The organism is Pseudoalteromonas sp. Xi13 (genome assembly GCF_003952205.1).
Classification (GTDB): Bacteria; Pseudomonadota; Gammaproteobacteria; order Enterobacterales; family Alteromonadaceae; genus Pseudoalteromonas; species Pseudoalteromonas atlantica.
Genome location: NZ_CP034440.1, coordinates 162,617 through 188,623, shown reverse-complemented (window position 1 = coordinate 188,623; position 26,007 = coordinate 162,617). Strand labels below are relative to the sequence as shown.

At 39.4% G+C, this 26,007-nt stretch carries 21 protein-coding genes; 11 read left to right on the top strand and 10 right to left on the bottom strand.

The features are described from left to right. Positions 1 to 67 precede the first annotated feature (67 nt). Positions 68 to 2,914 carry a TonB-dependent receptor gene (locus tag EJ103_RS17330; RefSeq protein ID WP_126008973.1) on the bottom strand — a complete coding sequence of 949 codons (2,847 nt, stop codon included), beginning with the start codon at positions 2,912 to 2,914 and terminating at the stop codon, positions 68 to 70. A 561-nt stretch (positions 2,915 to 3,475) separates the two neighbouring features. After that, positions 3,476 to 6,328, bottom strand: a complete 2,853-nt coding sequence (locus EJ103_RS17325; RefSeq protein WP_121638469.1) for a TonB-dependent receptor — start codon at positions 6,326 to 6,328, stop codon at positions 3,476 to 3,478. A gap of 526 nt (positions 6,329 to 6,854) precedes the next feature. On the opposite strand from EJ103_RS17325, the gene EJ103_RS17320 reads away from it, so the two are divergent. Together EJ103_RS17320 and EJ103_RS17315 are read left to right on the top strand one after the other, a co-directional pair. Beyond that, positions 6,855 to 7,244, top strand: coding sequence for a cytochrome b562 (locus EJ103_RS17320; RefSeq protein WP_126008971.1), 390 nt, complete (start codon positions 6,855 to 6,857; stop codon positions 7,242 to 7,244). Positions 7,245 to 7,443: 199 nt separating this feature from the next. Then, entirely contained in the window at positions 7,444 to 7,830 is a 387-nt protein-coding gene (locus EJ103_RS17315; protein WP_004586490.1) for an OsmC family protein, read from the top strand. Between the two features lie 51 nt (positions 7,831 to 7,881). On the opposite strand, the gene ykgO is transcribed toward EJ103_RS17315, so the two are convergent. Beyond that, positions 7,882 to 8,016: a type B 50S ribosomal protein L36 gene (ykgO, locus tag EJ103_RS17310; RefSeq protein WP_004586489.1), complete on the bottom strand. Its 135-nt coding sequence runs from the start codon at positions 8,014 to 8,016 to the stop codon at positions 7,882 to 7,884. Continuing rightward, the gene (locus EJ103_RS17305) at positions 8,016 to 8,279 is read right to left on the bottom strand and encodes a type B 50S ribosomal protein L31 (protein ID WP_004586488.1); all 264 of its coding nucleotides are present in this window, start codon (positions 8,277 to 8,279) and stop codon (positions 8,016 to 8,018) included. Before EJ103_RS17305 ends, ykgO begins: the two co-directional genes overlap by 1 nt. Positions 8,280 to 8,504: 225 nt before the next feature. Here EJ103_RS17305 and EJ103_RS17300 point away from each other — a divergent pair, with 225 nt between their 5' ends. Beyond that, on the top strand, positions 8,505 to 8,771 hold the full coding sequence (locus EJ103_RS17300) for a hypothetical protein (RefSeq protein WP_004586487.1): 267 nt from the start codon (positions 8,505 to 8,507) through the stop codon (positions 8,769 to 8,771). A gap of 189 nt (positions 8,772 to 8,960) precedes the next feature. Here EJ103_RS17300 and EJ103_RS17295 read toward each other — a convergent pair whose 3' ends face one another. Next, positions 8,961 to 10,004: a metal-dependent hydrolase gene (locus EJ103_RS17295; RefSeq protein ID WP_126008969.1), complete on the bottom strand. Its 1,044-nt coding sequence runs from the start codon at positions 10,002 to 10,004 to the stop codon at positions 8,961 to 8,963. A 248-nt stretch (positions 10,005 to 10,252) separates the two neighbouring features. Further along, positions 10,253 to 11,140: a LysR family transcriptional regulator gene (locus tag EJ103_RS17290; RefSeq protein ID WP_126008967.1), complete on the bottom strand. Its 888-nt coding sequence runs from the start codon at positions 11,138 to 11,140 to the stop codon at positions 10,253 to 10,255. Between the two features lie 114 nt (positions 11,141 to 11,254). Between EJ103_RS17290 and EJ103_RS17285 the strand changes: the two genes are divergently transcribed. The 3 genes from EJ103_RS17285 to EJ103_RS17275 all read left to right on the top strand — a co-directional run bounded on the left by EJ103_RS17285 (position 11,255) and on the right by EJ103_RS17275 (position 13,748). Beyond that, positions 11,255 to 12,427 (top strand): MFS transporter, encoded by a 1,173-nt coding sequence (locus EJ103_RS17285; RefSeq protein ID WP_126008965.1) that lies wholly within the window; start codon positions 11,255 to 11,257, stop codon positions 12,425 to 12,427. 155 nt (positions 12,428 to 12,582) lie between these two features. Beyond that, positions 12,583 to 13,398, top strand: coding sequence for a 2,5-didehydrogluconate reductase DkgB (dkgB, locus tag EJ103_RS17280; RefSeq protein ID WP_004586484.1), 816 nt, complete (start codon positions 12,583 to 12,585; stop codon positions 13,396 to 13,398). 62 nt (positions 13,399 to 13,460) lie between these two features. Next, complete coding sequence (locus tag EJ103_RS17275; protein WP_126008963.1) at positions 13,461 to 13,748, top strand: putative quinol monooxygenase; 288 nt, start codon at positions 13,461 to 13,463, stop codon at positions 13,746 to 13,748. Between the two features lie 117 nt (positions 13,749 to 13,865). On the opposite strand, the gene EJ103_RS17270 is transcribed toward EJ103_RS17275, so the two are convergent. Then, positions 13,866 to 14,519 (bottom strand): DUF6058 family natural product biosynthesis protein, encoded by a 654-nt coding sequence (locus tag EJ103_RS17270; protein ID WP_126008961.1) that lies wholly within the window; start codon positions 14,517 to 14,519, stop codon positions 13,866 to 13,868. Between the two features lie 172 nt (positions 14,520 to 14,691). Here EJ103_RS17270 and dapA point away from each other — a divergent pair, with 172 nt between their 5' ends. After that, positions 14,692 to 15,609, top strand: a complete 918-nt coding sequence (gene dapA / locus EJ103_RS17265) for a 4-hydroxy-tetrahydrodipicolinate synthase (RefSeq protein WP_126008959.1) — start codon at positions 14,692 to 14,694, stop codon at positions 15,607 to 15,609. A gap of 98 nt (positions 15,610 to 15,707) precedes the next feature. Further along, a complete protein-coding gene (locus EJ103_RS17260) occupies positions 15,708 to 17,009 on the top strand; it encodes a DEAD/DEAH box helicase (RefSeq protein WP_004586461.1) in 1,302 nt (433 codons plus the stop codon). A 126-nt stretch (positions 17,010 to 17,135) separates the two neighbouring features. On the opposite strand, the gene EJ103_RS17255 is transcribed toward EJ103_RS17260, so the two are convergent. Beyond that, the gene (locus tag EJ103_RS17255) at positions 17,136 to 18,743 is read right to left on the bottom strand and encodes an NAD(P)/FAD-dependent oxidoreductase (protein WP_024031796.1); all 1,608 of its coding nucleotides are present in this window, start codon (positions 18,741 to 18,743) and stop codon (positions 17,136 to 17,138) included. A 191-nt stretch (positions 18,744 to 18,934) separates the two neighbouring features. Between EJ103_RS17255 and fdxA the strand changes: the two genes are divergently transcribed. From fdxA to EJ103_RS17240, 3 genes are all read left to right on the top strand, one after another. Beyond that, positions 18,935 to 19,258 carry a ferredoxin FdxA gene (gene fdxA / locus EJ103_RS17250; RefSeq protein WP_029774458.1) on the top strand — a complete coding sequence of 108 codons (324 nt, stop codon included), beginning with the start codon at positions 18,935 to 18,937 and terminating at the stop codon, positions 19,256 to 19,258. Between the two features lie 140 nt (positions 19,259 to 19,398). Continuing rightward, positions 19,399 to 21,645, top strand: a complete 2,247-nt coding sequence (locus EJ103_RS17245; protein ID WP_126008957.1) for a carbohydrate binding family 9 domain-containing protein — start codon at positions 19,399 to 19,401, stop codon at positions 21,643 to 21,645. Positions 21,646 to 21,867: 222 nt separating this feature from the next. Beyond that, the gene (locus tag EJ103_RS17240) at positions 21,868 to 23,775 is read left to right on the top strand and encodes a GGDEF domain-containing phosphodiesterase (RefSeq protein ID WP_126008955.1); all 1,908 of its coding nucleotides are present in this window, start codon (positions 21,868 to 21,870) and stop codon (positions 23,773 to 23,775) included. 259 nt (positions 23,776 to 24,034) lie between these two features. Here EJ103_RS17240 and EJ103_RS17235 read toward each other — a convergent pair whose 3' ends face one another. Further along, on the bottom strand, positions 24,035 to 24,736 hold the full coding sequence (locus EJ103_RS17235; protein WP_126008953.1) for a TorF family putative porin: 702 nt from the start codon (positions 24,734 to 24,736) through the stop codon (positions 24,035 to 24,037). A gap of 9 nt (positions 24,737 to 24,745) precedes the next feature. Next, positions 24,746 to 25,963: a BCCT family transporter gene (locus EJ103_RS17230; protein ID WP_004586453.1), complete on the bottom strand. Its 1,218-nt coding sequence runs from the start codon at positions 25,961 to 25,963 to the stop codon at positions 24,746 to 24,748. Positions 25,964 to 26,007 lie beyond the last annotated feature (44 nt).

Genomic DNA, 26,007 nt, shown 5'->3' with positions numbered 1-26,007 from the left:
TAAGCGCATTGGTATAAAAAGGCTCGCAGTGCGAGCCTTTAACTTAATTAATAAACGTTGTTACTAATTATAAGCTGTAGCTTAAGTTAATGTAGCCAAAGCGGCCAATGTTATCGTAACTTGCGCTGTTTTCGCCTGTCCCGCGTGTACCATACGGAAGTTTACGATTAAATAGGTTATCAACACCTACTTTAACGCCTAAGCCGCTATCGAAGTTGTAACCCACAGTCATATCAGTAATAAAGTATTTACCGTAAGACATTTGGTTACTTGGGTTCGAGTTACTCGCAAGCTCTACATTTGTGTATAAATCAACTTCGCTGATAAAGCGTGTTTCAACCGTTGAATAAAAGTTATCCATTGCATAGCTAACCGATAGGTTAGTTTGCCATTTCGCTTCGCCAGTTGTACCTGCGTACTCAATATATGAACTAGGATCATCTTGGAACGGGTAATCTTTACGTTCAATTAAGTAAGTACCAATTAAACGTGTTTTAAAGCTACCTTCTAGCGCATCAAAGTCATAGCCTAGTTCAAAATCAACACCAGACGCCTTTTGACCAGCTACGTTAAGCACTGAGTTTTGAATCAGCGAAATTTCACCACTGGCATTACGTGTAATTAAATTACAGTACTGATTGTCTATACCTGTCGTGCTATCAACACAGCGGTCAAGAATTTCTTGCGCGTCGATTGTGTCAATTGCATTTTCTAGATCAATTTCCCAGTAATCTATAGTAAGCACAGCGTTTTCTAAAAACTCTGGTTGATAAACAATACCTACGGTTGTGCTTGTTGACTCTTCACCTTTAACATCACGGTTACCGCTTGTTAAGCCATCTAAAGAGGCTGAGTCGTAACCTGAGTTAAAGTCACTTGCAACACCTAATGCAGCACAGTTTGCAGTGCGTGTTGCTGCATTTGATAAATTAGCTATGTTTTCAGCGCGGCACGGGTCTTCTACATTGTAGAAAGTTTGGCTTGCTGCACCAAATACTTCACTTATGTTAGGCGCACGAAGTGCTGCAGATTGCGTTACACGCACACGTAGTTCATCGTTAACAGTCCAATCAAGGCCTAGTTTCCAGCTAGTTGCTTCGCCAATTGTGCTGTAATCAGCATGACGTACTGCGGTATCAAATACTAAATCTTGAATAAGCGGTAAGTCAGTTAAAATAGGCATAGTTGCTTCAAAAAATACTTCACGCACATTAAACGAGCCTTTATCTTCGCCTAAAGCGTTAAAAAATGTACCTTCTGCGTTATCTGGCTCTTTTGTTTCGCTTTCTTCTTTACGGTATTCAGCACCAAATGCAACACCTACATAACCTGCTGGTAATTCAAATATAGCGCCATTGGCAAGTGAACCAGAAACCACGGTTTGCTTAATAGTTGACGTACCTACAGATACCGTATTTATGTAATCAATCGCTTGTTGAGATGGTGCGCCAAAACCCATAATGTTAACCGGTACACAGCCATCAGCTTGTGCTGCAGCGCTGCGACATACGATGTTGCCATCTGCATCTTCAACGGCATCAAGGGCATTAAAGTAGTTGGCTAAAATCATATTAGCGCCATTTTCGCGCTCTAAGTCAGTTTGACCATACACAACTGATGTATCTAATTCCCAGTCTTCAAACACAGTCCCTTTTAATCCTGTAACAAAACGCGTTGTTTCACGGGTATTATTTTCAACGCGGCGGCCAAGATCACTCATCATGCGGTTAACCATGATTGAATCAACGCCTTCCTCTTCCATTCGCGCTTTGATATCTGGGTCTAGGTAAGGGTTATCAATTTTAATGCTGTTGTCGCTGTCAAAAAAGAAAAACGCAGGTTGACCTATGCTTTCGCCTTGGCTGTTTACGTATTTTGCATCAAAGTAGACGTTTAAATCGTCGGTAACATCGTAGTTAACTTTAAAGTTTACGTTGTAACGCTCAAACTCAGGTTGTATTTCTTCAAATTGGCCTAGGTTAAAAAAGTCACATTCTGCACATGAATATGGATCTGCGTTATTGCCTATGTATAAGTCACGAGCACTGCTATCCGGGTTAAAGCTATTAATAAATTTACTTGGATCTTCAAGTGCATAAACACCTGCATCATTGATGGCGAAATAACCCGCATTAGGTGTTAAAATATCATCAGGAAAGTCAGCACTATTTTTGTTCTCATCCGTTTGGGCTTGGTTAGGTAAGCTGCTAAAAGATGTGCTAGTCCAAGGGTGGTCAAGTGCATTTAATGAATCTTGGCCTGAGTACTCAATAGCAAAAGCGGCATTACCACGGTCGTTATCAAAATTAGAGCCGTATGAGAACGTTGCTTTTTCGTTATTGTAGCTATTTAAATCGGCAAAACCACGGGTAACGCTAAAATCCATACCTTCAATGTTGTCTTTTAATATAAAGTTGACAACACCTGTAACCGCATCAGCACCGTATACAGCTGATGCACCACCAGTAATAATTTCTACTCGCTCAACCCAGACGCTCGGAATAGTATTTGTATCTACAGCTTGAGAACCCGCTGAGCTAGATACGTGGCGTTTACCGTTTACAAGTACTAAGGTACGGTCGGTACCCATGTTACGTAAATCAAGAATGTTTAAACCAGCTGTACCAATAAAGCGGCCTGAGTTAGCCATTGAATATGTATTGCCAAGTGCTGGTAAGTTGTTTAGCGCTTCACCAATGTTTACAGCGCCAGTATTAATTAGCTGCTCGCCGCTTATAACTGTTACTGGTGCCGGTGCAATAGCGCCTTCACGTAAAATACGCGAACCCGTTACTTCAACGCGTTCAATTTTTGTCGCTTGCTCATCTTGTGCAAGTACAGAATTACTCGCTGTTGCAGCAGCAGTAATCAATGCACATTTAATGCTAGTAGAAAGTAAATTATGACGTTTCATGTGTTTCCCAAAGGAGATTTTATAATAATTAAATACATTATCTTTTAGCTAAATACACAGTGCATTTAGCCTAAGCCCTATAACTTTTGTTATAGGGCCGGCGATTATTGCATGCTGAAACAATGAATAGAAGCGTCGTAATTTTCCCTTTTTCAGTAAGTTAACTCTTTATTAAATTGTCTAAAGTTGCCGCTTGTTAGTATTAACGCAACAATAAATCGCTCGGGTTTTGTTAATATTAATGAGGGTTAAAAGGGCGTAGTGTTACATTTTTTGTTATTTTACAGGTGTGTTTACGTTTGGTTGATTTATTGGTTTGTTTTTTGATCTTTTAATGGCTTTGAAGTTGGCGTGGGGTTTAACTATGCTTTGCTCGTAAATTGAACGTATGAGTTAAAAACGAGCTCCAATGTGTTTTAATGTAATTACTTTGTGTCGGTTGACCCCGAAAAAGTAACATGATGAAACAGTTATATGTTTCTAAAAACAATAAATTGAGTAAATTTCATCTAAAAAAATAAAAAAGGCCCAATTAAGGGCCTTTCTAGGGAGGGTTAAAAACTAAAAATCGTATGATAAGTTTACATAGCCAAAACGGCCAATATTATCGTAACTTGCACTACCACTACCTGTACCACGTGTACCGTATGGAAGCTCTCTGTTAAATACGTTATCTACGCCTAATTTAACACCCATGCCATTATCAAAGTTATAACCTACTGTTATATCTGAAATAATATAAGTGCCATAGTTCATTAAGCTACTAGGGTTAGGGTTGTCTTCAAGTTCTTGTTCTGTGTATAAGCTCACTTGTTCAATATAGCGAGTGCTTAAAGAGGTGTAGAAACGCTCGTAGCTATACTCTATATTAATGTTAGCTTGCCACTCAGCTTCGCCAGTTGTACCCGCATATTCAATGAACTCTTCTGGTTCATCTTGGAATGGGAACTCTTTACGTTCAATTAAGTAAGTACCAATTAAACGGGTTGCAAAGCTACCCTCAAGGGCATCAAAGTCATAAGCTAGTTCAAAATCAATACCAGAAGCTTCTTGGCCTGATACGTTTAGAACTGAGTTTTGAATTAGCGTAATTTCACTGTTTGCATCACGCGTTATTAAATCACAGTATTGATTTTCAATACCTGAAGTGCTGTCGACACAGCGATCCAGAATTTCTTGAGATGCAATTGTAGAAATCGCATCTTCTAGTTCTATTTTCCAGTAATCTACCGTTAATACTGCATTTTCAATGAAATCAGGCTGGTACACTAAACCTATGGTTGTACTTGTTGATTCTTCACCTTTAACATCACGGTTACCACTTTGTAAGCCTTCAAGTGTTTGTGAGTCGTAGTCTGATTCAAAGCCAACTGGTACACCAAGCGCAGCACAGTTAGCACGGCGAGTGTCGCTATTTTGTAAATCATTTAAGTTATCGGCTAAACAAGGATCATCTACGTTATAGAAAGTCTGGCTAGGTGCGCCAAAAATTTCACCAATATTAGGCGCTCTTAGTGCTTCAGACTGTGTAAATCGCAAGCGTACTTGGTCATTAACAGTCCAATCTAAGCCAAGCTTCCAGCTTGTTGCATCACCAATGGTGCTGTAATCAGCGTAACGCACAGCTGCATCCAGTACTAAATCTTGAACAAAAGGAAGGTCAGAGACTAAAGGGATAGTGGCCTCAGCAAAAACTTCATTTACATCAAATTCGCCCTTATCCTCACCTAAAGCATTGAAGAAAGTCCCCTCAGCGTTATCAGGTTCAATTGTTTCACTTTCTTCTTTACGGTATTCAACACCAAATGCCATACCAACATAACCTGCCGGTACTTCAAAAAGTGCACCATTTGCCAGTGAAGCTGAAACCACTGTTTGTGTGATTTCAGAAGTACCGGTTGATACGGTATTAATATAATCAATGGCTTCTTGGCTAGGTGCGCCAAAACCCATAATGTTTACAGGCACACAGCCGTCAGCACGTGCAGCTTCACTACGACATACAATGTTGCCTTCGTCATCTTCAATTGCATCAAGCGCGTAAGAATAGTTATCTAAAATCATATTAGCGCCATTTACACGCTCAAGCTCGGTTTTACCACGAACCACTGAAGCATCTAGATCCCAATCTTCTAAAACTGTTCCTTTTAAACCCGCTACAAAGCGCGTGGTTTCACGGGTGTTATTTTCGATACGACGACCTAAATCTGTCATCATACGTAAAACATTAATCGAGTCGACGCCTTCACCATCATTAGCCTCTTCCATTAATGTTCTGACGCTGTCATCTAAGTATGGGTTATCTATACTGATTGTATTTCTAGGATCGCCAAAGAAAAATGCTGGTTGACCAATGCTTTCACCTTCACTGTTGACGTATTTTGCTTCAAAATAAGCATTTAAGTCTTCTGTTACGTCATAGTTGACTTTGAAATTAACATTGTATCTTTCAAATTCAGGTTGTATTTCATCAAATTGTGCAAGGTTAAACGAGTCACAATCGGCACACAGTAGTCCATCAACATTGTCGCCAATATAAATATCACGCTGTGTTCCATCTGGATTAAACGTATTTACATAGCCGTTACCTACGCTAAATACGCCTGCGTTATTAATTGCATAGTAGCCTGCATTTGGTGTGTAAATTTTATCAGGAAAGTTTGGGTCATCTTTATTAGCATCAGTTTGTGCTTGGTTGCGTAAACTTGAGTAAGAGCCGTCTGTCCACGGGTGATCAAGTGCGTTTAATGAGTCTTGACCAGAGTATTCAACTGCAAATGCTGCGTTACCGCGGCCATTATCAAAGTTTTTACCATATGAAAAAGTGGCTTTTTCGTTGTTATAATCACTTAGGTCAGAAACCCCTTTAGTCACACTTACGTTTAAGCCTTCAATGTTGTCTTTTAAGATAAAGTTAACAACGCCCGTTACGGCATCCGCACCATAAACGGCCGATGCACCACCGGTAACTATTTCAACGCGCTCAACCCATACACTTGGAATAGTATTCGTATCGACTGATTGAGAGCCCGCAGAACTTGAAACATGGCGCTTACCATTAACAAGTACTAAGGTACGGTCTGTACCCATATTACGTAAATCAAGAATATTTAAACCGGCAGTACCAATGAACCTGCCTGAGTTTGCAAGTGAGTATGTATTACCTAACGCTGGTAATTTGTTTAAGGCTTCACCAATATTAACTGCGCCGGTGTTAATAAGATCTTCGCCAGAGATAACGGTAACAGGGGCAGGGGCTATTGCGCCTACACGGCTGATTTTAGAACCTGTTACTTCTATTCTTTCTAATTTTTTTTCATCCTCTTCTGCCGCTAATGATGAAAATGCTAAACCTGCAGTTGAGAGACAAAGTGCAGCTTTAATACTGTGAGAGACTATATTAAACGTTTTCATTGAAATTCCCTAGATGATTACTTGTGATTTTAGGTACAGCTCTTGTGCAATGTGTATTAATTACTACGAGCTGTTTATTTATTATTTACATTGCACATTAACAATTAACATGGATGTATATGGGAACAACTAATTTTCGCTGAAATCACAATAAAATAAGCCCAAATACAGTGTTAATTAAATGAAAAAAATATGCTTAACCCTTGTTTTAAAATAAGATTGTTCTTTTAATTGAAATTGTTGTCCCTGTTTTTAAATTGTATTTAATATAGGTAATTCATGTGTTTGTATTGATGTTTTTGAGTTTTCATTAGGCGGTGTTAATTTCTATTGTCCCTTTTATGGGGCGTTTTTTTAAGGTGTATTATTTGTGTTTACTGTTTAGTTACATTTATAAAGGTAATACTTGTTACTTACTCGTTTATTGTAAAGCCCCTTTACAGTTATCTAGCTTCCTATGCACCTTGAGTTACTTTATTACGTAAACTTGATACACTTATACTGTTTTTTATAAATAGGTTTTACCATGAAGTCTTTAGTTTTAATTTTTACTTTTGTATTTAGTACTGCGGCCATTTCAGAGCAAGAAGTTGATCTCGAAGTTAATATGAAAAATACAGGCCTTGCTTATAAAAATGCGGTGCAAGCAGTAGGTATAGGTGGCTTTAATACCGCCATAGATAAGTTTATTATTTTGGTTGAAACCAGTAAAAAAGCGACCTTTCATAAAGAAGCACAGATGTCGCTACAAGGGCTAGACAAAGTTATTGCGCAAGCAAAGTTGGCAAAAAAATTAGCGAATGAGCGCGGGCTTGATGCAGCAAAGCCAGCCCTTAAAAATATAGATGATTTACGCAAGAAGTATCATGAGTTGCACGAGCCTCCGGGTTTTTTTGACTTATTGTTTGGTAATTAACCTCAGCTTTTTTGTAAATTAATGTCGAGCAGTTATTTCAGCGCTACATATGCTAACTTTTTCGTAGTAGCGCATTATTGATGCGCAGATTTGTGATGTTTTAATAAAATGTATAGCTGTAGATTAAAGAGTTTGAATGCTCATTTTTCAATATTTAGTAAAGCTCTTATTTAGGGTGCAGATTAATTAAGGAATAGTAATGGAAATTTCGGTGTCATTGTTAGAGGGTCAAAAACAAAGTGCAAAATTTGGAGACCTTGAAGTAATAAGCGATCAAAGTATTAATGCTGGTGGCGGTGCCGAACACCCAGAACCGTTTGACTACTTTTTAGTAAGCATGGTGCTATGTGCTGGGTTTTATGCACGTAAATTTTGTGAGCAACGCGATATCTCTACACAAGGGATGACGCTTACACAAAATAATGAAAACGTAGATGAAGAAGGTAAAAAATTATTTTCTATCGAAATTAATTTACCAGATGGCTTTCCTCAAAAATATAAAAAAGCACTTATTGCTGCGGTTAATACGTGTACTGTTAAAAAAGTGATTCAGGCCCAACCTGAGTTTTCTGTAGTTGTTAAATAAAAAATACGGGTAAACATGTATCGTTTACCCGTATACTTCACGGAATTAGTGTTACTTTTTCTTCATTCCTTGTACTGCTTTAAAACGTGGATTGTCTTTACATATAACAAAAACACGTCCTTTTCGCTTCACTATTTGACATCCTGGTCGTTGCTTAGCGCTTTTAAGCGAGCTTAATACTTTCATTACTCACCTTTTTTGGCAGTAGATAAGTTTTTAAAGCGACGGTTAAACTGCGCGACACGTCCGTCACTAGCCACTGTTTTTTGCTTACCAGTATAAAATGGGTGCGAGTCGCTAGACACATCAATAGGCACATACGGATACGTTTTCCCTTCAAGCTCAATAGTGCGGTCTGTTTTAATGGTAGAGCCAATAATGAAGTAGCTATCGGCAGCTGTATCGTGAAAAGCAACCACGTTGTAATCTGGATGGATATTAGGTTTCATAATACGCCTTAAGTTGTTATGTGATAATATAACTGTAGATTATCGCGTTTACGACGTTTGTGCAAATGATTTTTACTCTCATTTACATGGGTTTTTGCTGGCTAATTGCGCAAACAATTCAAAAAATAACCACTTAAACCAAAAATACTGGCTATTAGTTTTTAGGCTGTTATAACTATATAAAAAGTGTTAACAAAAAAATTTTTTACGGTTTAGAGGTAAGCTATGAGCGACGCAGCACAACAAGAACAAATAGACCAAGGGGTGATGGAAACCCTTAGAGAGCGCGATCACACAGTCTTATCTGAGCAAATTAATCCAATAGACTGTACACACAACGACATTATTGAGCTATTAGCACACTATATGGCGTTAAGTGAGCAAGATAACGACGAACTATTTGACGATTGGTTTGATAATCTAAATAAAGAACAGCACACTGTTTTAAAAGTGTTTGAGGTATACCGCGGACAATACGAGCACCAAAATTAATACTTAGGCGCAGGTGAAACTCTCACTTGGCTGCGCCTTATTAATTAACCACCAACCTGAGCTTTGGATAATAAATCTATCTCAAGCTGCTAATTTGTTTTGTTTTCACTTAAAATTTTTAGCTAGCGAAAGCAAACTTAAATATTTTAACGCCAGCTCAGATTAATGAATGCAATTATAATCAGAGTGTTAAGGCGTTTTCATACAATTTTTATCTGCATAGGGCGGGGCTAAACTGACATCAGGGTTCCAAATTCTACCCCACACTTTACTTAGGCTACTTAAATTTGAGCGCTGATTTAGTTTTTCAAAGTTGCTTACCTGCACTCCTTTGTTGGTTTTTTCACCAACTGCAAAATTAAATACGTAATAACACTCTATGCCCATACGTAAGTCGGATAAAACAATTTTATTTTGCTGCTCTTTCACGCTATAAAAACCTTTAGTAAACCATTGTAAGCGTTGTACGCCCCATTCATTTTTAATATCGTTTAGTAAAGCGGGGCTTGTGTTATAGCGGTTTATTGTAACCTCTTCAGGGGAGTCAAATACCGAGGCATAACTTATGTAATATTGCCCATCAGACATTGCAACAACTCGCCATAGCAAGGTTGTAAGCGGGGCGGGGGTGCTCACATAGTTATTAATGTGTATGTGTTTATGTGCAAACGCGGCGTCTATTTTATTGTTAATTATTACTTTTAAAATAAGAGAGCTACATAAATAAAGGCTACTGAGCACAAGCATAGCGGCGTTAATTTTATAAATGCGCGGTGTGTGTATTTTAGGTATTAAAGTGCACAGAAAGGCCAACAATAACGGCAGGGTGTACAGGGGATCGATTATAAATATATTTGAAATAGCAAAAGGGTGCTCGCTAAGCGGCCAGATTAATTGCGTACCATATACTGTAAAGCTATCGAGTAATGCATGGGTCGATAAACATAAAAATACCAGCCAAAACCAGCGCGCCTTATGTATTTGCATGCCGGAGTGTATTTTTAAAATAAGCCAAACAATAAGGGGGCTAATTAATAAGTGCACAATAAACGAATGGCTAAAACCGCGATGATAAGTAAATGCCTCCACTGGCCCGCCATAAGGAATAAAAACATCTAAGTCGGGTAAAGTACCTAAAGCAGCACCCCATAAAGCAGCTTTCCGGCCAATTTTATTACCTAATACCGCGTAACCTACTGCGCTACCTAAAACTACCTGCGTTAACGAGTCCATTTTATTCCTTTTTATTTAGGGTGTTAGTATGCTGCCCTTGGGCTTAAAACCAATCCACAATTATACTTAATCATATTGCGGGGCTAAACGTGTCGCTACCTGCGTTAAAAAATTTTCATTTACGACTGCATGGATGCAGGAGCAATTGCTGAGAACAACGAAATAGCCAATTTTTTGCTTAGCTATCAACACGTTTTTCCAGCCTCAATATAGATTACTTAATTAAGCGTTTGGTATAAAAACGTCACTTACAATTTCAGCAGTGGTTTTATAAAGTCTAAAAAGGCCATTATACGTGACGATACAGCACTGTTTTTGTAATACACCGCTTGCACAATTTCGCGGTTGTTTGGCGTGCTGATACTCCCTGGCAGTATTTCTATTAGTTTGTCTGATTTTAAATCATCACCAATCATAAAGTGCGAAAGCAGCGCCACCCCTTGGTTTGCCAAGCATAGTTGGCGTACAGTTTCGCCGCTACTTGCGGTTAGGCCAAAATTTAAAGCTATGGGCGATTTTAGCGGCCAGTTATTAAGTTTAGGCGAGTCGGTAAAACCAATGAGTTTATGCTGGGTTAAGTCGCTGGTGTGAGAAATAACCGGTGTATGTTTAAGGTAACTAGGGCTTGCAACTAAATGCAATTTACTTACGCCGAGCTTTTTTGCATGTAGGTTAGAGTCTTTTAACTCACCTATACGAATTGCTAAGTCGGTTTTATGTTCGAGCAAATCTATAATGCTGTCGTGGGAGGTTATATCGAGCGTAATGTGGGGGTATTGCGTATTAAATTCAGCAATTAAAGGTACCAATTGGTGCAGTACAAAGGGGCTTGCTGCATCAATACGTAATTTTCCACTAGGAGCTTGTTTTAAAAGCTTTATTGCTTCTTCGCCGGTTTGTAAAGTGTTTAAGCCATCGCGAGCATATTTAATAAAGGTATGGCCCTCTTCGGTTAGCTCTAATCGGCGAGTGGTCCTATTTAGTAATGTACATTGTAACGTGTTTTCAAGGCGAGACACGGCCCGCGACACTTTTGCTACTTGCTGATCAAGCAAATTAGCTGCTGCTGAAAAACTTCCGCTATCTACTACCGTTAAAAACATTTCTAAGTCTTCGGTTTTTGCATGCTGAGCCATACGTTAGTACCTTACTTTTGCATTAATTACAAAAGTATTTTGTCACTAATGCTGTTTTTTGCAAACACATTTTTAGTCAAACTGTAAGTCTTAACTAATAATGAGGATTTAATTATGCCATTGGCTTTGTGGGCGCTCACCTTAAGCGCATTTGCAATAGGAACAACCGAGTTCGTAATAGTGGGATTAGTGCCTACTATTGCAAACGATTTAGGCGTAAGCCTACCTTCAGCCGGTTTGCTAGTTAGTTTATATGCAGTAGGGGTTGCCATTGGTGCACCAGTACTGACCGCACTAACTGGGCGTTGGAACCGTAAAATTGTACTAATAAGCTTAATGGGCTTATTTGTTTTGGGTAACTTACTTGCATGGCAAGCGCCTAGTTACGAAACATTAATACTAGCGCGTATTCTAACAGGCTTGGCTCACGGGGTGTTTTTCTCAATTGGCTCAATGATTGCCACAAGCTTAGTAAGTAAAGATAAAGAAGCCAGTGCTATTGCTATTATGTTTACCGGACTTACTGTAGCGCTAGTGACGGGTGTGCCACTAGGGACTTGGATTGGCCAACACTTTGGCTGGCGAGCAACGTTTTTAGTGGTGTCAGTACTGGGTTTAATCGCTTTAATTGGCAGCGCTATTTTAGTACCAAAAAACTTAAAACAGTCTATTCCGGCAACGTTTAAAGAGCAGCTCCAGGTTATTGTTAAGCCGCGCTTATTACTCGTATATTTAATGACAATTTTAGGTTACGGCGGCACGTTCACTGCGTTTACTTACTTAGCACCTATTTTAGAGCAAGAAACAGGTTTTGCTCCTTCAGCGATTGGTTTAATCATGCTGGTTTACGGTGTATCGGTAGCCATTGGTAATATTTGGGGCGGAAAACTGGCTGATAAACGCGGCCCAATTAGCGCACTGAGTATTATATTTAGCGCGCTGACAATTATTTTATTGGCTTTTACTTTTACGATGGAATCAAAAGTAGCGGCCGTACTGACTATTTTAGTATGGGGTGCATTTGCGTTTGGTAACGTACCAGGCTTACAGCTTTATGTCGTAAAACAGGCGCAAAAGCATACTCCTAATGCGGTAGATGTCGCATCGGGCTTAAACATAGCAGCGTTTAATATTGGTATCGCACTGGGCTCAATTATTGGTGGCAGTGTAGTAGAGGGTATGTCACTTCAAGATACCGCTTGGATTGGCGCAGCAATTTCCGCTCTTGCATTAGTAGTAACTCGTTACAGTGGCATGCTTGATAAGCGAGAAGTGAAACAAACATAAAGTATTCTGTTAAGGTTGAAACTTAAATTTATGACCTCATTACCTGTATTGAGGTCATAAATTTTTAGGTGACAACACAAAAGAAGTAAAAGGTGTATTTCGTAAAACTTTAAACAGTTTGTATTTTTAACCGATTATTTTATAAGGATAGAGCCATGACACAACGTGTAATAGAAATGCCAGATTTAGGCATGGGAACATTCCGTTTAGAAGGCGATACCGCCTACAATTCAGTAAAAATGGCGTTAGAAGTGGGGTTTCGTCATATTGATACTGCGCAAATTTATGGTAACGAAGAGCAAGTAGGCCAAGCCATAAAAGATAGTAACATTCCGCGCAGCGAAATATTTTTAACCACCAAAGTGTGGAACAACAAGCTTAACAAAACTGACTTTATTGCCAGCGTTGAAAAGTCACTTGAAAAATTACAAGTAGACTCTGTCGATCTACTGCTTATTCATTGGCCTGCGCCTTCAAATGATGAACCAATGAGTGAGTACCTAACTGAGCTTTTAAAAGCTAAGCAGCTTGGTTTAACAAAACATATTGGCGTATCTAATTTTACTATTGCCAACTTAAACGAAGCAATGCAAACACTTGATTCGCGTGAGATATTTACTAACCAAGTTGAGGTGCATCCGTATTTAACCAATACTAAGCTACGCGCTTTTTGTGCCCAGCACGACATTCACGTTACAGCGTATATGCCATTTGTAGTTGGTAAAGTACTTAAAGATCAAACTATTATTGATATTGCCAATAAGCATGAGGCATCGCCAGCGCAAGTAGTTATTGCATGGATTAATGCCAACGGCATGACCACCATTCCATCGTCAACTAAGCGTAAAAACTTAGAAGATAACTTTAATGACCATGTTAAGTTAGACGCTGAAGACATTGCTCGTATTGACGGACTTGATTGTGGCGACCGCCAAGCTACGCCTGATTTTGCGCCGCAGTGGGATCAGTAATAAAATACGTAAAACAACATTAGGTGTAGCAAAGCTGCACTTTTTTTTTAAAAGGACTCCGTATGTTAACGGTAATTGCCACTATAGCGAGCAAAAATATCGACGCAGAGGTTGTTTTAACTGCGCTCGAAAATCTGCAAAAGTATTCACGTCAAGAAGTGGGTTGTTTGCGTTACGAGTTGTCGGTTAAACGTGACTCAGACAAAACCGAGTACCTTGTAAGTGAGCAGTGGGCGTCGCAAGAACACTTTGAAGCTCATAAACAAGAGCCTCACTACAAAGCATTTGGTACCCAAGTTACCGGGCTTGTAACAAGCAGTAATATTGATGTGTACAACACCATCGGCTAGTAAAAAGCACTCTTAATATTAGTTAATAAGTAAAATACAGTGGCGGCGTAAGCATACATCGCCATTTGCGTTACTTAGTCTTTTAAATACCCACCTCGTATTAAAACCTCAGCCATTTTATTTAATCGATAAATCGTACTTTAAAATAAGTGCATCTATGTAACGGGCACGCAATGTGTGTTGTTTTTCGTGATCGGCGCCGTGGCCTAATGCTTTATTGAGTAACTTCATCGCGGGGTGAAGCTGCGTACGCTCTTGCTGGTTTAAACTTCCTTTAGTGCGCAATTCAGTAATATCGTCTACCAGCAAGCGGCCTATATCCACACATACTATTTCGTCAATTAAACCGTTTTGTGTCAGTACGCCGTATTTGCTGCATAAAAACTGTTGCCACACTTGCTGTAAATGCTCGTCTATTTCGCAGCCAAATAATTCTTCATCAAAACTAAAGCCTTGCTGGGCAAGTTTACTCAGGCTTGCCGTGTACTGCTGCGCAAAGTAATTAAAGGCATTACTAGAGGATTCTATTTTTTGTTTTATTAGCCCTTGCCCCCAATTTACACAGCCGCGCGGGTAATAGTCATCGTACTCTTCACATTCATACAAACCAGAGTACGAGCTGCAACTTAATTGGCTTTTTATGCAATAACTTGGTTTAGGAAAAATACTTTGCTGCTGCCATGTATCTAGTTGCTCGGCATCAATATTTAAAGCATGACAAAGCTCATCGGTGTTATAAAAATGAGTGGCTAAGTAGTCAGATAAACGCATAATGGCTCGCTTAAAGTTAAAAATACAAATACTGTTTAAATGTACAGTGTTTGTATTTTGTATTATCAAACTAAATAACACAAGCCATTTTACGTTTATTATTCGCTTAGGCCTGCAAAAATGCGTGCAAGTATGTTACAAATAGCGCAAGTTTTATAAATAATGAATTTTTATGCGCACCCTAGAACAAATTAAACAAGCAAGCTTAATTACCGCCATTAAAACCCCATACTTAGCCAATGGTGAAATAGATTTAGCAAAGTACGATGAACTCGTTGAAATACAAATTGCAGCGGGTGTAGATGGCATTGTGGTTGGTGGTACAACCGGCGAAGGCCAGCTAATGAACTGGGAAGAGCATTTAATGCTTATCGCGCACAGTGCAAATAAATATGGCGATAAGCTCGTGATTGTAGGGAATACGGGTAGCAATAATACCCGCGAAGCTATTAAAGCCACTAAGTATGGCTTTGCAAGTGGTATGCATGCCGCGCTGCAAATTAACCCATATTATGGCCGCACCTCTATTGCCGGTGTTAACGAGCACTTTAAACGTGTACTCGATATAGGCCCTGCGTTTATTTACAACGTAGCAGGGCGCACAGGGCAAGATTTAACCCCTGATATTATTGAGCCATTAGCAAAACACCCTAATTTAATTGGTGTAAAAGAATGTGGTGGTAACGAGCGTATTGCCCATTACGAACAGCAAGGCATTGCGTGTTGGTCAGGTAACGATGACGAAGCACACGATGCACGCCACACGCACAATGCACACGGTGTTATATCGGTTACATCTAATCTTATACCAGGGTTGTTCCGCCAGTTAATGGATACTAAAAATGATGCGTTAAATACCTCATTACAACCTTTAATGAACTGGCTATTCTGCGAGCCAAACCCGATTGCAATAAACACCGCAATGATGATGACAGGCGCGGTAAATCCCGTATTTAGATTACCGTATGTGCCACTGAGCGATGAGCAACAAGCACAAGGCGAGGCCTTAATAAACGAGCTTAACGTTGATGATATTGTGGGCAATAAAGCTAACGTTTTAAATAACGATGATGTGCTTATCCTATCTTAGTGATAAGTTTGTATTAATAAACACTAATCACTAACTGTTGACGCGTTTTTGCTGTATAATTTGCGACCCTTGATAAATGTGGCCGCAGGTTATACAGCATGAATTTTAAATCTTTTAGTTTTTCCCCTGAACTTATTCAGGCGTTAGACGAACTTAATTACCACACCCTTACGCCCATTCAGCGTTCAGCTATTCCGGCTGTTCGTAAAGGTAAAGACGTTTTAGCAAGTGCCCAAACAGGCACAGGTAAAACGGCTGCGTTTGCTTTACCTATCATCCAAAAATTAACTGAATCTGAGCTAAGCACAAGCAATGCTCCGCACGCGTTAGTGCTTGCGCCAACTCGTGAGCTGGCAGAGCAAATAGCAAATAACTTTAAAGCCTATGCAAAACATACCGCTTTAAAAGTAGTGAGCCTATTTGGCGGTGTTAATACCGCAGGCCAAGCAAATGCACTTAAAGACGGCGTAGATGTTGTAGTTGCAACTCCAGGGCGTTTACTTGATCATATTCGTTTAGGTAATTTAAGCCTAGCAAGTGTTAAACACTTAGTACTTGATGAAGCCGACCGTATGCTTGATATGGGCTTTATTGAAGATATGCAAAGTGTTATTAAAAGTTGTGACGAGCAGCGCCAAATTTTACTTTTCTCAGCCACTTTTCCAGCGGCTATTAAGCAGTTTGCAGCAAAAGTATTAAAACAGCCTGAAATTGTTCGCGTAGATCAAACTAATAGTACTGCAAGTACGGTACAGCATGTTGTGTACCCTGTTGAAGAGCGTCGTAAGCAAGAGCTGCTTTCTGAGCTGATTGGTAAAAAGAACTGGCAACAGGTACTTGTGTTTGTAAACATGAAAGAAACGGCGGATGAGCTGGTTAAAGAGCTTAACCTTGATGGTATTCCTGCCACTGTATGTCATGGTGATAAATCGCAAGGTAACCGCCGCCGTGCACTTCGTGAATTTAAAGAAGGCAAAGTACGTGTTTTAGTGGCTACCGAAGTTGCAGCGCGTGGTATTGATATTGAAGGCCTACCACGAGTAATTAATATTGATTTACCATGGCTTGCAGAAGATTACGTACACCGCATTGGCCGTACAGGTCGTGCTGGTAATCAAGGCCAAGCAATTTCGTTTGTAAGCCGCGAAGAAGAAAACACCTTGTTTGAAATAGAGTCGTTAATTGGCCAAAAAATCAAACGTGTTTACTTAGAGGGTTATGAAGTAAGTAGCCGTGAAGTACTTATTGATAAAATAGGTAAAAAACCAGCGCATTTACGCCGTAGCCGTACTAATAAGCCAACAGGCCAAGCAACAGGCGAAGCACGTGCGGTAAATCGCTCACGTATTTCAAATGTGCGTAAAAGCTTAAAAGGCGCCAAGCTTACCCTTAAAAAGTAAGCTTACAAAGTGTAACGCTTTAAAAAAAACCTGAGGTTACTCGGGTTTTTTTGTGCCTCAATTTAGCTCAAGGTTTAAACAAAAAAACCTCACTAAGTGAGGTTTTTGATTAATAACTTAAAAGGGTTAAGCGTTTTCTAACATTGAAAGTGCAACGGCTTCAGCCGCTTTAATACCATCAATACCTGCAGATAAAATACCACCTGCGTAACCGGCGCCTTCACCCGCTGGGTATAAACCTTTAGTATTTATGCTTTGGAAGCTTTTATCGCGCTTGATACTAATAGGTGATGATGTACGGGTTTCTACCCCTGTTAATAAACCGTCGTTTGTAGAAAAACCACGAATTTGCTTATTAAAGGCTGGAATGGCTTCGCGTATAGCATCGATAGCAAACTGCGGGAGTACATTTGCTAAATCGGTGAGCTTTATTCCTGGTGTAAACGACGGTTGTACATCACCTAAATCGCCCGATGCTTTTCCTTTTAAAAAGTCGCCAATTAACTGTGCTGGTGCATCGTAGTTGCTACCGCCTAATGCATAGGCTTGCTCTTCTAGTTTACGTTGCAAATCAATGCCGGCAAGCGGGTGACCAGGGAAGTCTTTTTCAGGTGTAATACCTACTACAATGGCACTATTTGCATTGCGCTCACTCCGAGAGTATTGGCTCATACCGTTTGTTACTACGCGGCCTTCTTCAGAGGTGGCGGCTACAACAGTCCCTCCTGGGCACATACAAAAGCTGTAAACTGTGCGGCCATTATCACAATGGTGAACGAGTTTATAATCAGCAGAGCCTAAAATGGGGTTACCCGCGTTAGGCCCAAAACGACACTCATCAATCATCGATTGCTTGTGCTCGATTCTAAAGCCCACAGAAAACGGTTTCGCTTCTACATAAATGCCTTTATCGTGAATCATTTTAAAGGTATCACGGGCGCTATGTCCCACAGCAAGTACTACATGGCGGGTATTGAGCTTTTCACCGTTTGAAAGCGTTAAGCCTGTTACTTGTCCATCATCTATATGAATATCGTCTACGCGGGTACTAAAGCGGATTTCGCCACCAAGTTCAATAATACGTGCGCGCATTTTTTCAATCATGGTAACAAGTTTAAACGTACCAATGTGTGGCTTACTTACATATAAAATTTCATCTGGTGCGCCGGCTTCTACAAATTCGGTGATAACTTTACGCCCGTAATGTTTTGGATCTTTTACTTGGCTGTATAGTTTACCGTCTGAAAATGTACCTGCGCCACCCTCGCCAAACTGCACGTTAGACTCTGTATTAAGGGTGCGTTTACGCCAAAAGCCAAAGGTGTCTTTGGTGCGTTCGCGTACTTCTTTACCGCGCTCTAAAATAATAGGGTTAAAACCCATTTGAGCCAGCACTAAGCCCGCAAATAATCCACACGGGCCAAAGCCAATAACTACAGGGCGCTCAGTAAGGTTAGCGGGGGCGTGGGCAACAAATTTGTATGAGGTATCGGGGGCTGGTTTTACGTGCTGATCTTTAGCAAATGCGTTTAACAGCGCTTCTTCGTTATCTACTTCAATATCGAGGGTATAAATAAGTAAAATAGCCGTTTTTTTACGTGCATCGTACCCACGTTTAAACACATTGTAGCTGTGTAGCTGCGCTGGCTGTATTTTTAGTTTATCAACTATGGCTTGGCCTATAGCGTCTTCGTTATGATCAAGCGGCAGCTTTATTTCGGTTAAACGTATCATTGTTATCTCTTTTAGGTGTCTTAGCGGTAATAGTATCCGCTCACAATAAGAAGTGTAGGGCACGTAATGGCTATACATTAAGGGCGCATATATTACGTTAAATTGACCGCAGATGGCACATATTTATTGTGTTTTTAATGGGGTTGGGTATGATCGCGCTGTAGATAATTAATTACTAGGTTTAAACTATTATGGCGTTTGTGGTCACCGAAAACTGTATTAAGTGTAAATACACAGATTGTGTGGCAGTGTGCCCTGCAGATGCCTTTTACGAAGGCCCTAACTTTTTAGCAATAAGCCCTATTGATTGTATAGATTGTGGATTATGCGTACCAGAGTGCCCAGCTGAAGCAATTTACCAAGAAGACGAGCTGCCGGAAGACCAAAAAGAGTTTACCGAGCTTAATGCTGAGCTTGCATTGGTGTGGCCACGCATTGTTGAGGTAAAACCAGCGCCTGCTGATGCCGATAGTTGGAATGGTGTGGCTAATAAGCTTAAATTAATTGAAACCTAGCTTTTAAATTAAGCCTTTAATATTAATTAGTTAAAAAAGCTATTGTTTTTAGTATCAAGCTATTAACAAATGTACTGACTTAAATTACACTGCATAAATAAGTTTACCTTTTAAGGGTAAATACGTCTAAATGGATGTTTATGCAGTACTTAATAATTATAAAAAAACAATGCAGTGCTTTATTCCCCTTTTTATTAGCACTTTTATTTTCTAACCACCTTTATGCCAGTGAAAAACAGCAGCATTCTCTTGTACATATAAATGCAGATATTACTGTAGATGGCGTAATTGATGAGCCCCACTGGCAAAATGCCACTTTAGTTCCTATAGCATTTCAAGATGAGCCTAACGAAAAGGGCGCCCCACCGGTTAAAACTGATGCTTACATGTATGAAGATGGCAGCAACTTATATGTTGCTTTTGTAGCCGAAGATCCACAGCCGAGCGAAATAACAGCTTCTCTTCGCGACAGAGATACGCTTTGGCAAGATGATACGGTTATTTTAATTATTGACACTTTTAACGACGAACGTTCAGCTTACGAATTTTATGTAAATCCATTGGGTGCGCAAGGTGATACGCGAATGAGTGACACCGATGGCTGGCAATCAGACCCGTCTTGGGATGCAATATGGGATAGCGCAGGGCAAATTACCGACCAAGGGTTTGTGGTTGAAATGCGTATACCTTTTAAAGCGCTAAGATTTCCTGAAAATAAAACAGATTTAACATGGGGCTTTGCCCTTATGCGAAATTACCAACGTGATGTACTGTATCAGCTTTCAAATATGGGGTTTGACCGAGATATAAAATGCAGTTTATGTCAGTTTGATAAATTAAATGGTTTTAAAAATATAAAAGCCAGCAAAAATCTGCAACTAACGCCCACACTTACGGCGCTCAGAAATGATTCAAAAGCTACCTTGCCAGGGCCCTGGGATAATGGCGATATAGACACCGAAGCTGGCCTTGATTTACGCTGGGGGGTTACACAAGATGCGGTAATTAATGCCACTATAAACCCAGATTTTTCGCAAATAGAAAGTGATGCGTTAGCCCTAGATGTAAATACCACCTACTCAATTTATTATGCAGAAAAACGACCATTTTTTTTAGATGGCGCATCCTACTTTAAAAGCAGTTTATTTGAACTATTGTATACCCGCACTATTGCAGAGCCTGAAGTAGGGGCAAAATTAACAGGTAAAACAGGGCAACATAGCTATGCATTTATGTATGCCGATGACAATAATAGCAATATTTTATTGCCTACAAATCAAGGCTCTGGTTTTGCAATTTTAGAGGATAAAACCCATGCAGCAGCAGCGCGTTATCAATACGATATTGGCCAACAAGGCACTATAGGGCTAAGTACGACTCACCGCGAAAGCGATGATTACTACAATACAGTGCTTTCTGTCGATGGCAGCTATTGGTTTAATCAATCAGATCTACTGACCTACCAGGTAGCTAGAACAGATTCTAAAAACTCTGATTTTTTAACAAGTAACTATAACTTATCTAAAACTCAATCTGATGAAGCGTACGCTATAGAGTTTACCCGTGATAAACGTGACTACAATTTGTTTGCCAGCTACGAAAACATAGGTAAAGATTATCGCACTGACTTAGGTTATCAAGAAAAAGTAGATTATGAGAACGTAGGCTTTGGGGGCGGACAAACCTGGTATGCAGATGAGTCTGGCTTATTAACGTCATGGTCTTATGAGGCTGATTGGGATAAAACATGGGCGCAAAATGGCGACCTACTTGAAGAAGAATACCAAGGATTTATAACATTAAAAGGGCAAAAGCAGTCTATTTTTGAAATTGGCTTACTGCATCGTTATGAAAACTATAATGATGCTTTTTATAACCAAAATATTGGCTTTGTTTATACGGGCTTTAAACCTAAAAATAATATATGGCTTTCGTTTTATGGCGAGTATGGCAGCCGCATTGATTACGCCAATGAGCAAATTGGCGATTCGTATGCAACGCAAACACAACTTACGTGGGATATAAACGATCATTGGCAAGTAGACGCTACACATAACTACAGCGTTTTAGATAACCCTCAAGGGGAGCGAGTTTATACTGCTAACTTATTAGATTTTAGGCTTTATTATAAATTTAGCATGCGCGCTATGCTCAAGCTTATATTGCAATTTGAAGACATTGATAGAAATAAAGACGCCTACTACTACCAAGTTAGCCACATTAATAAAGACTACGGCAGCCAATTAGTTTACTCGTACAAAATTAATGCTCAAACATTATTTTACTTAGGCTACTCAGATAAAAGCTATCAAGACGATTCCCTAAAACACGTTGAAAGAGATCAACGCACATTTTTTACAAAAGTTAGCTATGCATGGCAGCTATAAGTTGTTAAGCCAAAATATGTAACTTTAACAAAGTGGTTTATTTTTATTCATCACACTCTATAATTAGTTAATTATTAAGCATTAATTTATTCTTTTTGAGTACAGTTCTAAAATTTTAATGAATAAGGACTGTGCTATGGCTTGCTTAGTACTAAAAACAGGCGATATAATCGTCTTTTAGTAACGGGTTTATAGGATAAGTAATTTAGATGGATTTTATTGATGAATAAATTTAAACCCTTAGGCGGCATTTTTTTTGTATTTATCTTATTTTGCTTTTGTTTAAACATCGAACTAACAAACCAGATTAACCGCATTAATTTATTCAACCCTGATATAGATTTACGCCACTTTGATATTGTAGATACAACGCTCGAAATGGCGCCTTGGTATAACCCTATGCTCAATGGGCACTATTTAATACACCAGCCTTCTGCCGATTTTTTGTTAGTTAAAACTACCGACTCGGAATTTATCGCTGCAAACGCAACAAAGCTTATTTTAATGACTTTAACGTCGCCAATAAACTTTATATTGGTGTGTATGGTATTGTTTGTTGGCTTTACAATTATTCGTAAAGAGCGTAAAAAAATCTCTTATCAGCATCAAATTGCACAGCTGAATAACAACGCTAATCAATTGCTTGTTGCCTTTAACCTACAACCCCAACACGACAACCCATCAGGGCTGGGTAATTTGAGCCAGTCAATAAACAATTTAAATACCCATGTTGCTAATTATTTAAAGCAAACACAAACAAGTATCTGCCAAGATAAGCTAACCTTGCTCATTGACCGCCATGCTTATATTGAGCATATAGATAGGCAAATAAATTTTACTGATGAAGAGCAGCTTAAATGCGCCTTATTGTTTATTGACCTAGATGGCTTTAAACAGGTAAATGACTCGTTTGGCCACAGCTTTGGTGATGAAATTTTGGTACAGGTTGCTACGCGCTTAGCCAACGTATTACGCCATCATAAGTTAAGTAATATTAACGAGGCGAATCAGTTAGAGCAAAATTTATCACGTTTAGGCGGTGACGAATTTTCAATTTTTATTGAGTCAGTAGATACCGATAATAAAGTAGTCGATATTGCTAAGCACGTACTCAGTGAGCTTGAAAAGGACTTTGTACTAGGTAATAAAATAATAAAAATTAGCGCCAGTATTGGTATAGCGGCGTACCCAGAGAGCGCATCAACACCACAAGCATTATTGCAATTGGCCGATGTGGCAATGTACCGTGCAAAAAGCGATGGTAAAGGCATTTTTAAAGTGTACTCCCCAGAGATGGGTAATAAAATGCGCCGCTATCACTATTTATTAGAAGAGTTGCGTTTAGCGGTTGCGTGTAAAGACTTTTACTTATCTTTTCAACCTATCGTGCATGTAGAAGATTGCATGATAGATTATTTTGAAGCGCTTACACGCTGGGATCACCCTATAGAAGGGATGATTTCACCGGCGGAGTTTATACCTATTGCCGAAGAGTCTAACCTTATTTTAGAGCTCGGCGATTGGATTATGCATGAGTCGTGTAGGCAAATGGCGGCATGGCATAATGCCGGTATGCGCAAAGTAAAAATTTCGGTTAATGTATCGGGTGTGCAACTAAAACACCGCTCAGTGTACGATTGGATAATGAAAAACCTAAAAAACACAGGGCTGCCATCGCATTCTTTAATGCTAGAAATAACAGAGTCTACGTTTATTAAAGCCAGTAAAAGTATGATTGAAGAGCTTGAGCGGCTTCGAGCAGAAGGTGTGACGATTGCTATTGACGATTTTGGTACTGGCTTTAGTTCATTAAGTACATTGGCTGATTTGCCCATTGATGTAATAAAAATAGATCGCTCGTTTATCTCTCAAGCCGATAAAAGTCCAAAGTACAATGACATCCTTAATACTATTAGTGAATTAGGTCAAAAGTTAGGACTTAAAATAGTGGCAGAGGGCGTAGAAGAAATCGAGCAGTTTGAACTTGTAAAACGCATGGGAGTAAGCTCTGTACAAGGCTATTTGGTTAGTCGCCCTCAATCATCTATCAATGTGGGTAACAAAGTTTTACGTAAAAATACCGCTAACTTATCTGCAGCGGGCACCAGCGCGTGGGAAATAGAAAGTTAGAGCCTGTTTATTATAGGTAATTTAATAGCTTATGTAGGGTTTTAGGCCCATGCTATGGTATTAAATTGCCCCTACCGATAGCGATTAACTTGAGCATTCACTGGTGCAGCTATTTAGTCCACGAAATGTTAAACCCTATATTGTGCTTAATTGCCCCTAAATAAAACTAAGTTCTTTAGGACTACAGCCTTAAAATTTAGTAAAAAAATGCCACTTTTAAAAGTGGCATTTTTGTTTGTAGAATCTAACAACTACAATTTTATAAATCGAATGTGCGTGATATAGCAAGTACTATACGCTCATCAGCGTAATCGTAATCTAGGCTTGTGTCTTCAGCAGCAATCTCAATACCAAAGCCTTCGTAGCTAGTTTGGTACGCTAGGCGGTAATGTTTGTATGATTTCTTTTGGTTTACATCCCATGCCCATTTTTCGCCATCAAGCGAATTAGAAATATCAAAGCTTGCACGAATTGCATGATTCGGGGCAATTTCAAAGGTGTGGGCAATCATAGAAATAACATGGCCAGCGCCTGTACCAAAGTAATCCCAGCTATACCAAAAGTTTAGCTCTGTTTGACCATACTCACTTGCATAGCCAAATTTTGTGTAGGCTTCGGCGTAGTTACCATCGCTGTTATTACCTTGGTATGTGTAATAAGCAATACCGTAATCAGCGCTAACCGTCTCAGTTAATTGCACGTATTTACCTAGGTAGGCATCAAGTTCAAAATCAGTGTCATCACCAAAATCTACATTAGATGCCCATGCACCCGCATAAACACCGCTGTCGAACGCGTAATCAAGGCTTGCTTGAATTGCAGGGTCGCTATCAGTTTGAGTTACACCGTTAAAAGTATAGTCAGATGCTGCTGTAATGGTTGTTGACCAGTTAGCTGACACCGTAGTTGATAAAAGTGCGAAAGGTAGCGCTACTGCTAGTTGTTTTAGTTTGTTATTCATTGTTGATCCCTAATGTACAGTTTCTATTTTTGTGTAATCTATTTTGTTTGCTTTTGGCGAACTGTCTATATTGTTAACCGTTTTAAACTTGCTGTAGCCAATAAACGCAGCACAGCCAAAAAACAGTGCAATTACTAACGCGCCAACCCATTGAATTTGTAAAAACTCAAGCTTAAACAATAGGGTTAGTAACGAAAGGGCAACAATATTGAGTATCATATAGTTCATTTTACCTAAACGTTTAACCGTTAAGTTAAGGTTATCTGTGTATAAGCGTATTAATGAATCAAGCGAATTAATAACAAACACTATCCCAACAAATACCATGGCAAAGTTTTTAATACCCGCTGTTGAAATACCCATTTCGTGGTAGTGATAAAGTACGCTAAACCAAATCGCAATCGGAATAGATGGAAATATCAACATTGCACCTAATACTTGGTATGTTTTAAGGCCGCCTACAAAGCGAGACGTAAATTGGCCAATCATAATGCTCCACGCAAACCACCAAAATAGATAAAATTCATGGTAGTCATTAAGCGGTAAAACAAACTGATTTATATTGGCAAAGTAAGTACCAATTTCAGCAAGGTTATTGGTAAATGCCGACATTTCGCTGTCACCAACGACAAAGGCACCTGCCCACATAAAGGCAATTAATGCGATAAATAACCACGTTGTAGAAATACTTAAAAAGCGCACGTATTTAATATCTGTACTTGAGTACACAGCAAAGCAAATAGCTGCAAATACAATAAAGTAGAAGGTAGGTATAACGCTCGAACCATCGCCTAGCTCTGGTAAGTACCAGGGTAAGTTAGAAAGCAGTAGGTAAGCCGTAAAGGCACATGTGCCAATAATAACCACGTTATTAATGAACTTAACCCATGAAATTTCGAAAAATTTAACTTTGGGCTCTATTACACAGAAATAAAAGCACGTAAGAAAGTAAAATCCCCAGATCAAGAATCCCCAGTAGCCAAACTCAATAGCCAGTGGGTTTGCAAACGCGTATTCTGGGCTTGCTTTTATGTCTGCATAACCTGCAAATTCGGTTAATGGAAACATGATTAGGCCAACGTCTAGGCCTGAGGTAAATAAGATTGCGATAAAGGTAAACGTTCTCACTGGTGTTACGCCTACTACGCGTACGTTACCCCATTTAAATAAAATAGTGATAACAGCAAGTAGCGTAAATATAATGCCAGCACTAAGCCATATAGTCATTATCGCCCTCCCAAAATGAATAAAAGTAACTCATAAGTTCTCCG

Bases quoted from the DNA above. Each gene is read 5' to 3' on its own strand.
- EJ103_RS17330 (WP_126008973.1), bottom strand. From the start codon at position 2,914: ATGAAACGTCATAATTTACTTTCTACTAGCATTAAATGTGCATTGATT.
- dapA (WP_126008959.1), top strand. From the start codon at position 14,692: ATGCGCACCCTAGAACAAATTAAACAAGCAAGCTTAATTACCGCCATT.
- EJ103_RS17325 (WP_121638469.1), bottom strand. From the start codon at position 6,328: ATGAAAACGTTTAATATAGTCTCTCACAGTATTAAAGCTGCACTTTGT.
- EJ103_RS17285 (WP_126008965.1), top strand. From the start codon at position 11,255: ATGCCATTGGCTTTGTGGGCGCTCACCTTAAGCGCATTTGCAATAGGA.
- dkgB (WP_004586484.1), top strand. From the start codon at position 12,583: ATGACACAACGTGTAATAGAAATGCCAGATTTAGGCATGGGAACATTC.
- EJ103_RS17290 (WP_126008967.1), bottom strand. From the start codon at position 11,140: ATGGCTCAGCATGCAAAAACCGAAGACTTAGAAATGTTTTTAACGGTA.
- EJ103_RS17270 (WP_126008961.1), bottom strand. From the start codon at position 14,519: ATGCGTTTATCTGACTACTTAGCCACTCATTTTTATAACACCGATGAG.
- EJ103_RS17305 (WP_004586488.1), bottom strand. From the start codon at position 8,279: ATGAAACCTAATATCCATCCAGATTACAACGTGGTTGCTTTTCACGAT.
- EJ103_RS17300 (WP_004586487.1), top strand. From the start codon at position 8,505: ATGAGCGACGCAGCACAACAAGAACAAATAGACCAAGGGGTGATGGAA.
- EJ103_RS17230 (WP_004586453.1), bottom strand. From the start codon at position 25,963: ATGACTATATGGCTTAGTGCTGGCATTATATTTACGCTACTTGCTGTT.
- EJ103_RS17295 (WP_126008969.1), bottom strand. From the start codon at position 10,004: ATGGACTCGTTAACGCAGGTAGTTTTAGGTAGCGCAGTAGGTTACGCG.
- EJ103_RS17245 (WP_126008957.1), top strand. From the start codon at position 19,399: ATGCAGTACTTAATAATTATAAAAAAACAATGCAGTGCTTTATTCCCC.
- EJ103_RS17235 (WP_126008953.1), bottom strand. From the start codon at position 24,736: ATGAATAACAAACTAAAACAACTAGCAGTAGCGCTACCTTTCGCACTT.
- EJ103_RS17240 (WP_126008955.1), top strand. From the start codon at position 21,868: ATGAATAAATTTAAACCCTTAGGCGGCATTTTTTTTGTATTTATCTTA.
- EJ103_RS17260 (WP_004586461.1), top strand. From the start codon at position 15,708: ATGAATTTTAAATCTTTTAGTTTTTCCCCTGAACTTATTCAGGCGTTA.
- EJ103_RS17255 (WP_024031796.1), bottom strand. From the start codon at position 18,743: ATGATACGTTTAACCGAAATAAAGCTGCCGCTTGATCATAACGAAGAC.
- ykgO (WP_004586489.1), bottom strand. From the start codon at position 8,016: ATGAAAGTATTAAGCTCGCTTAAAAGCGCTAAGCAACGACCAGGATGT.
- EJ103_RS17320 (WP_126008971.1), top strand. From the start codon at position 6,855: ATGAAGTCTTTAGTTTTAATTTTTACTTTTGTATTTAGTACTGCGGCC.
- EJ103_RS17275 (WP_126008963.1), top strand. From the start codon at position 13,461: ATGTTAACGGTAATTGCCACTATAGCGAGCAAAAATATCGACGCAGAG.
- fdxA (WP_029774458.1), top strand. From the start codon at position 18,935: ATGGCGTTTGTGGTCACCGAAAACTGTATTAAGTGTAAATACACAGAT.
- EJ103_RS17315 (WP_004586490.1), top strand. From the start codon at position 7,444: ATGGAAATTTCGGTGTCATTGTTAGAGGGTCAAAAACAAAGTGCAAAA.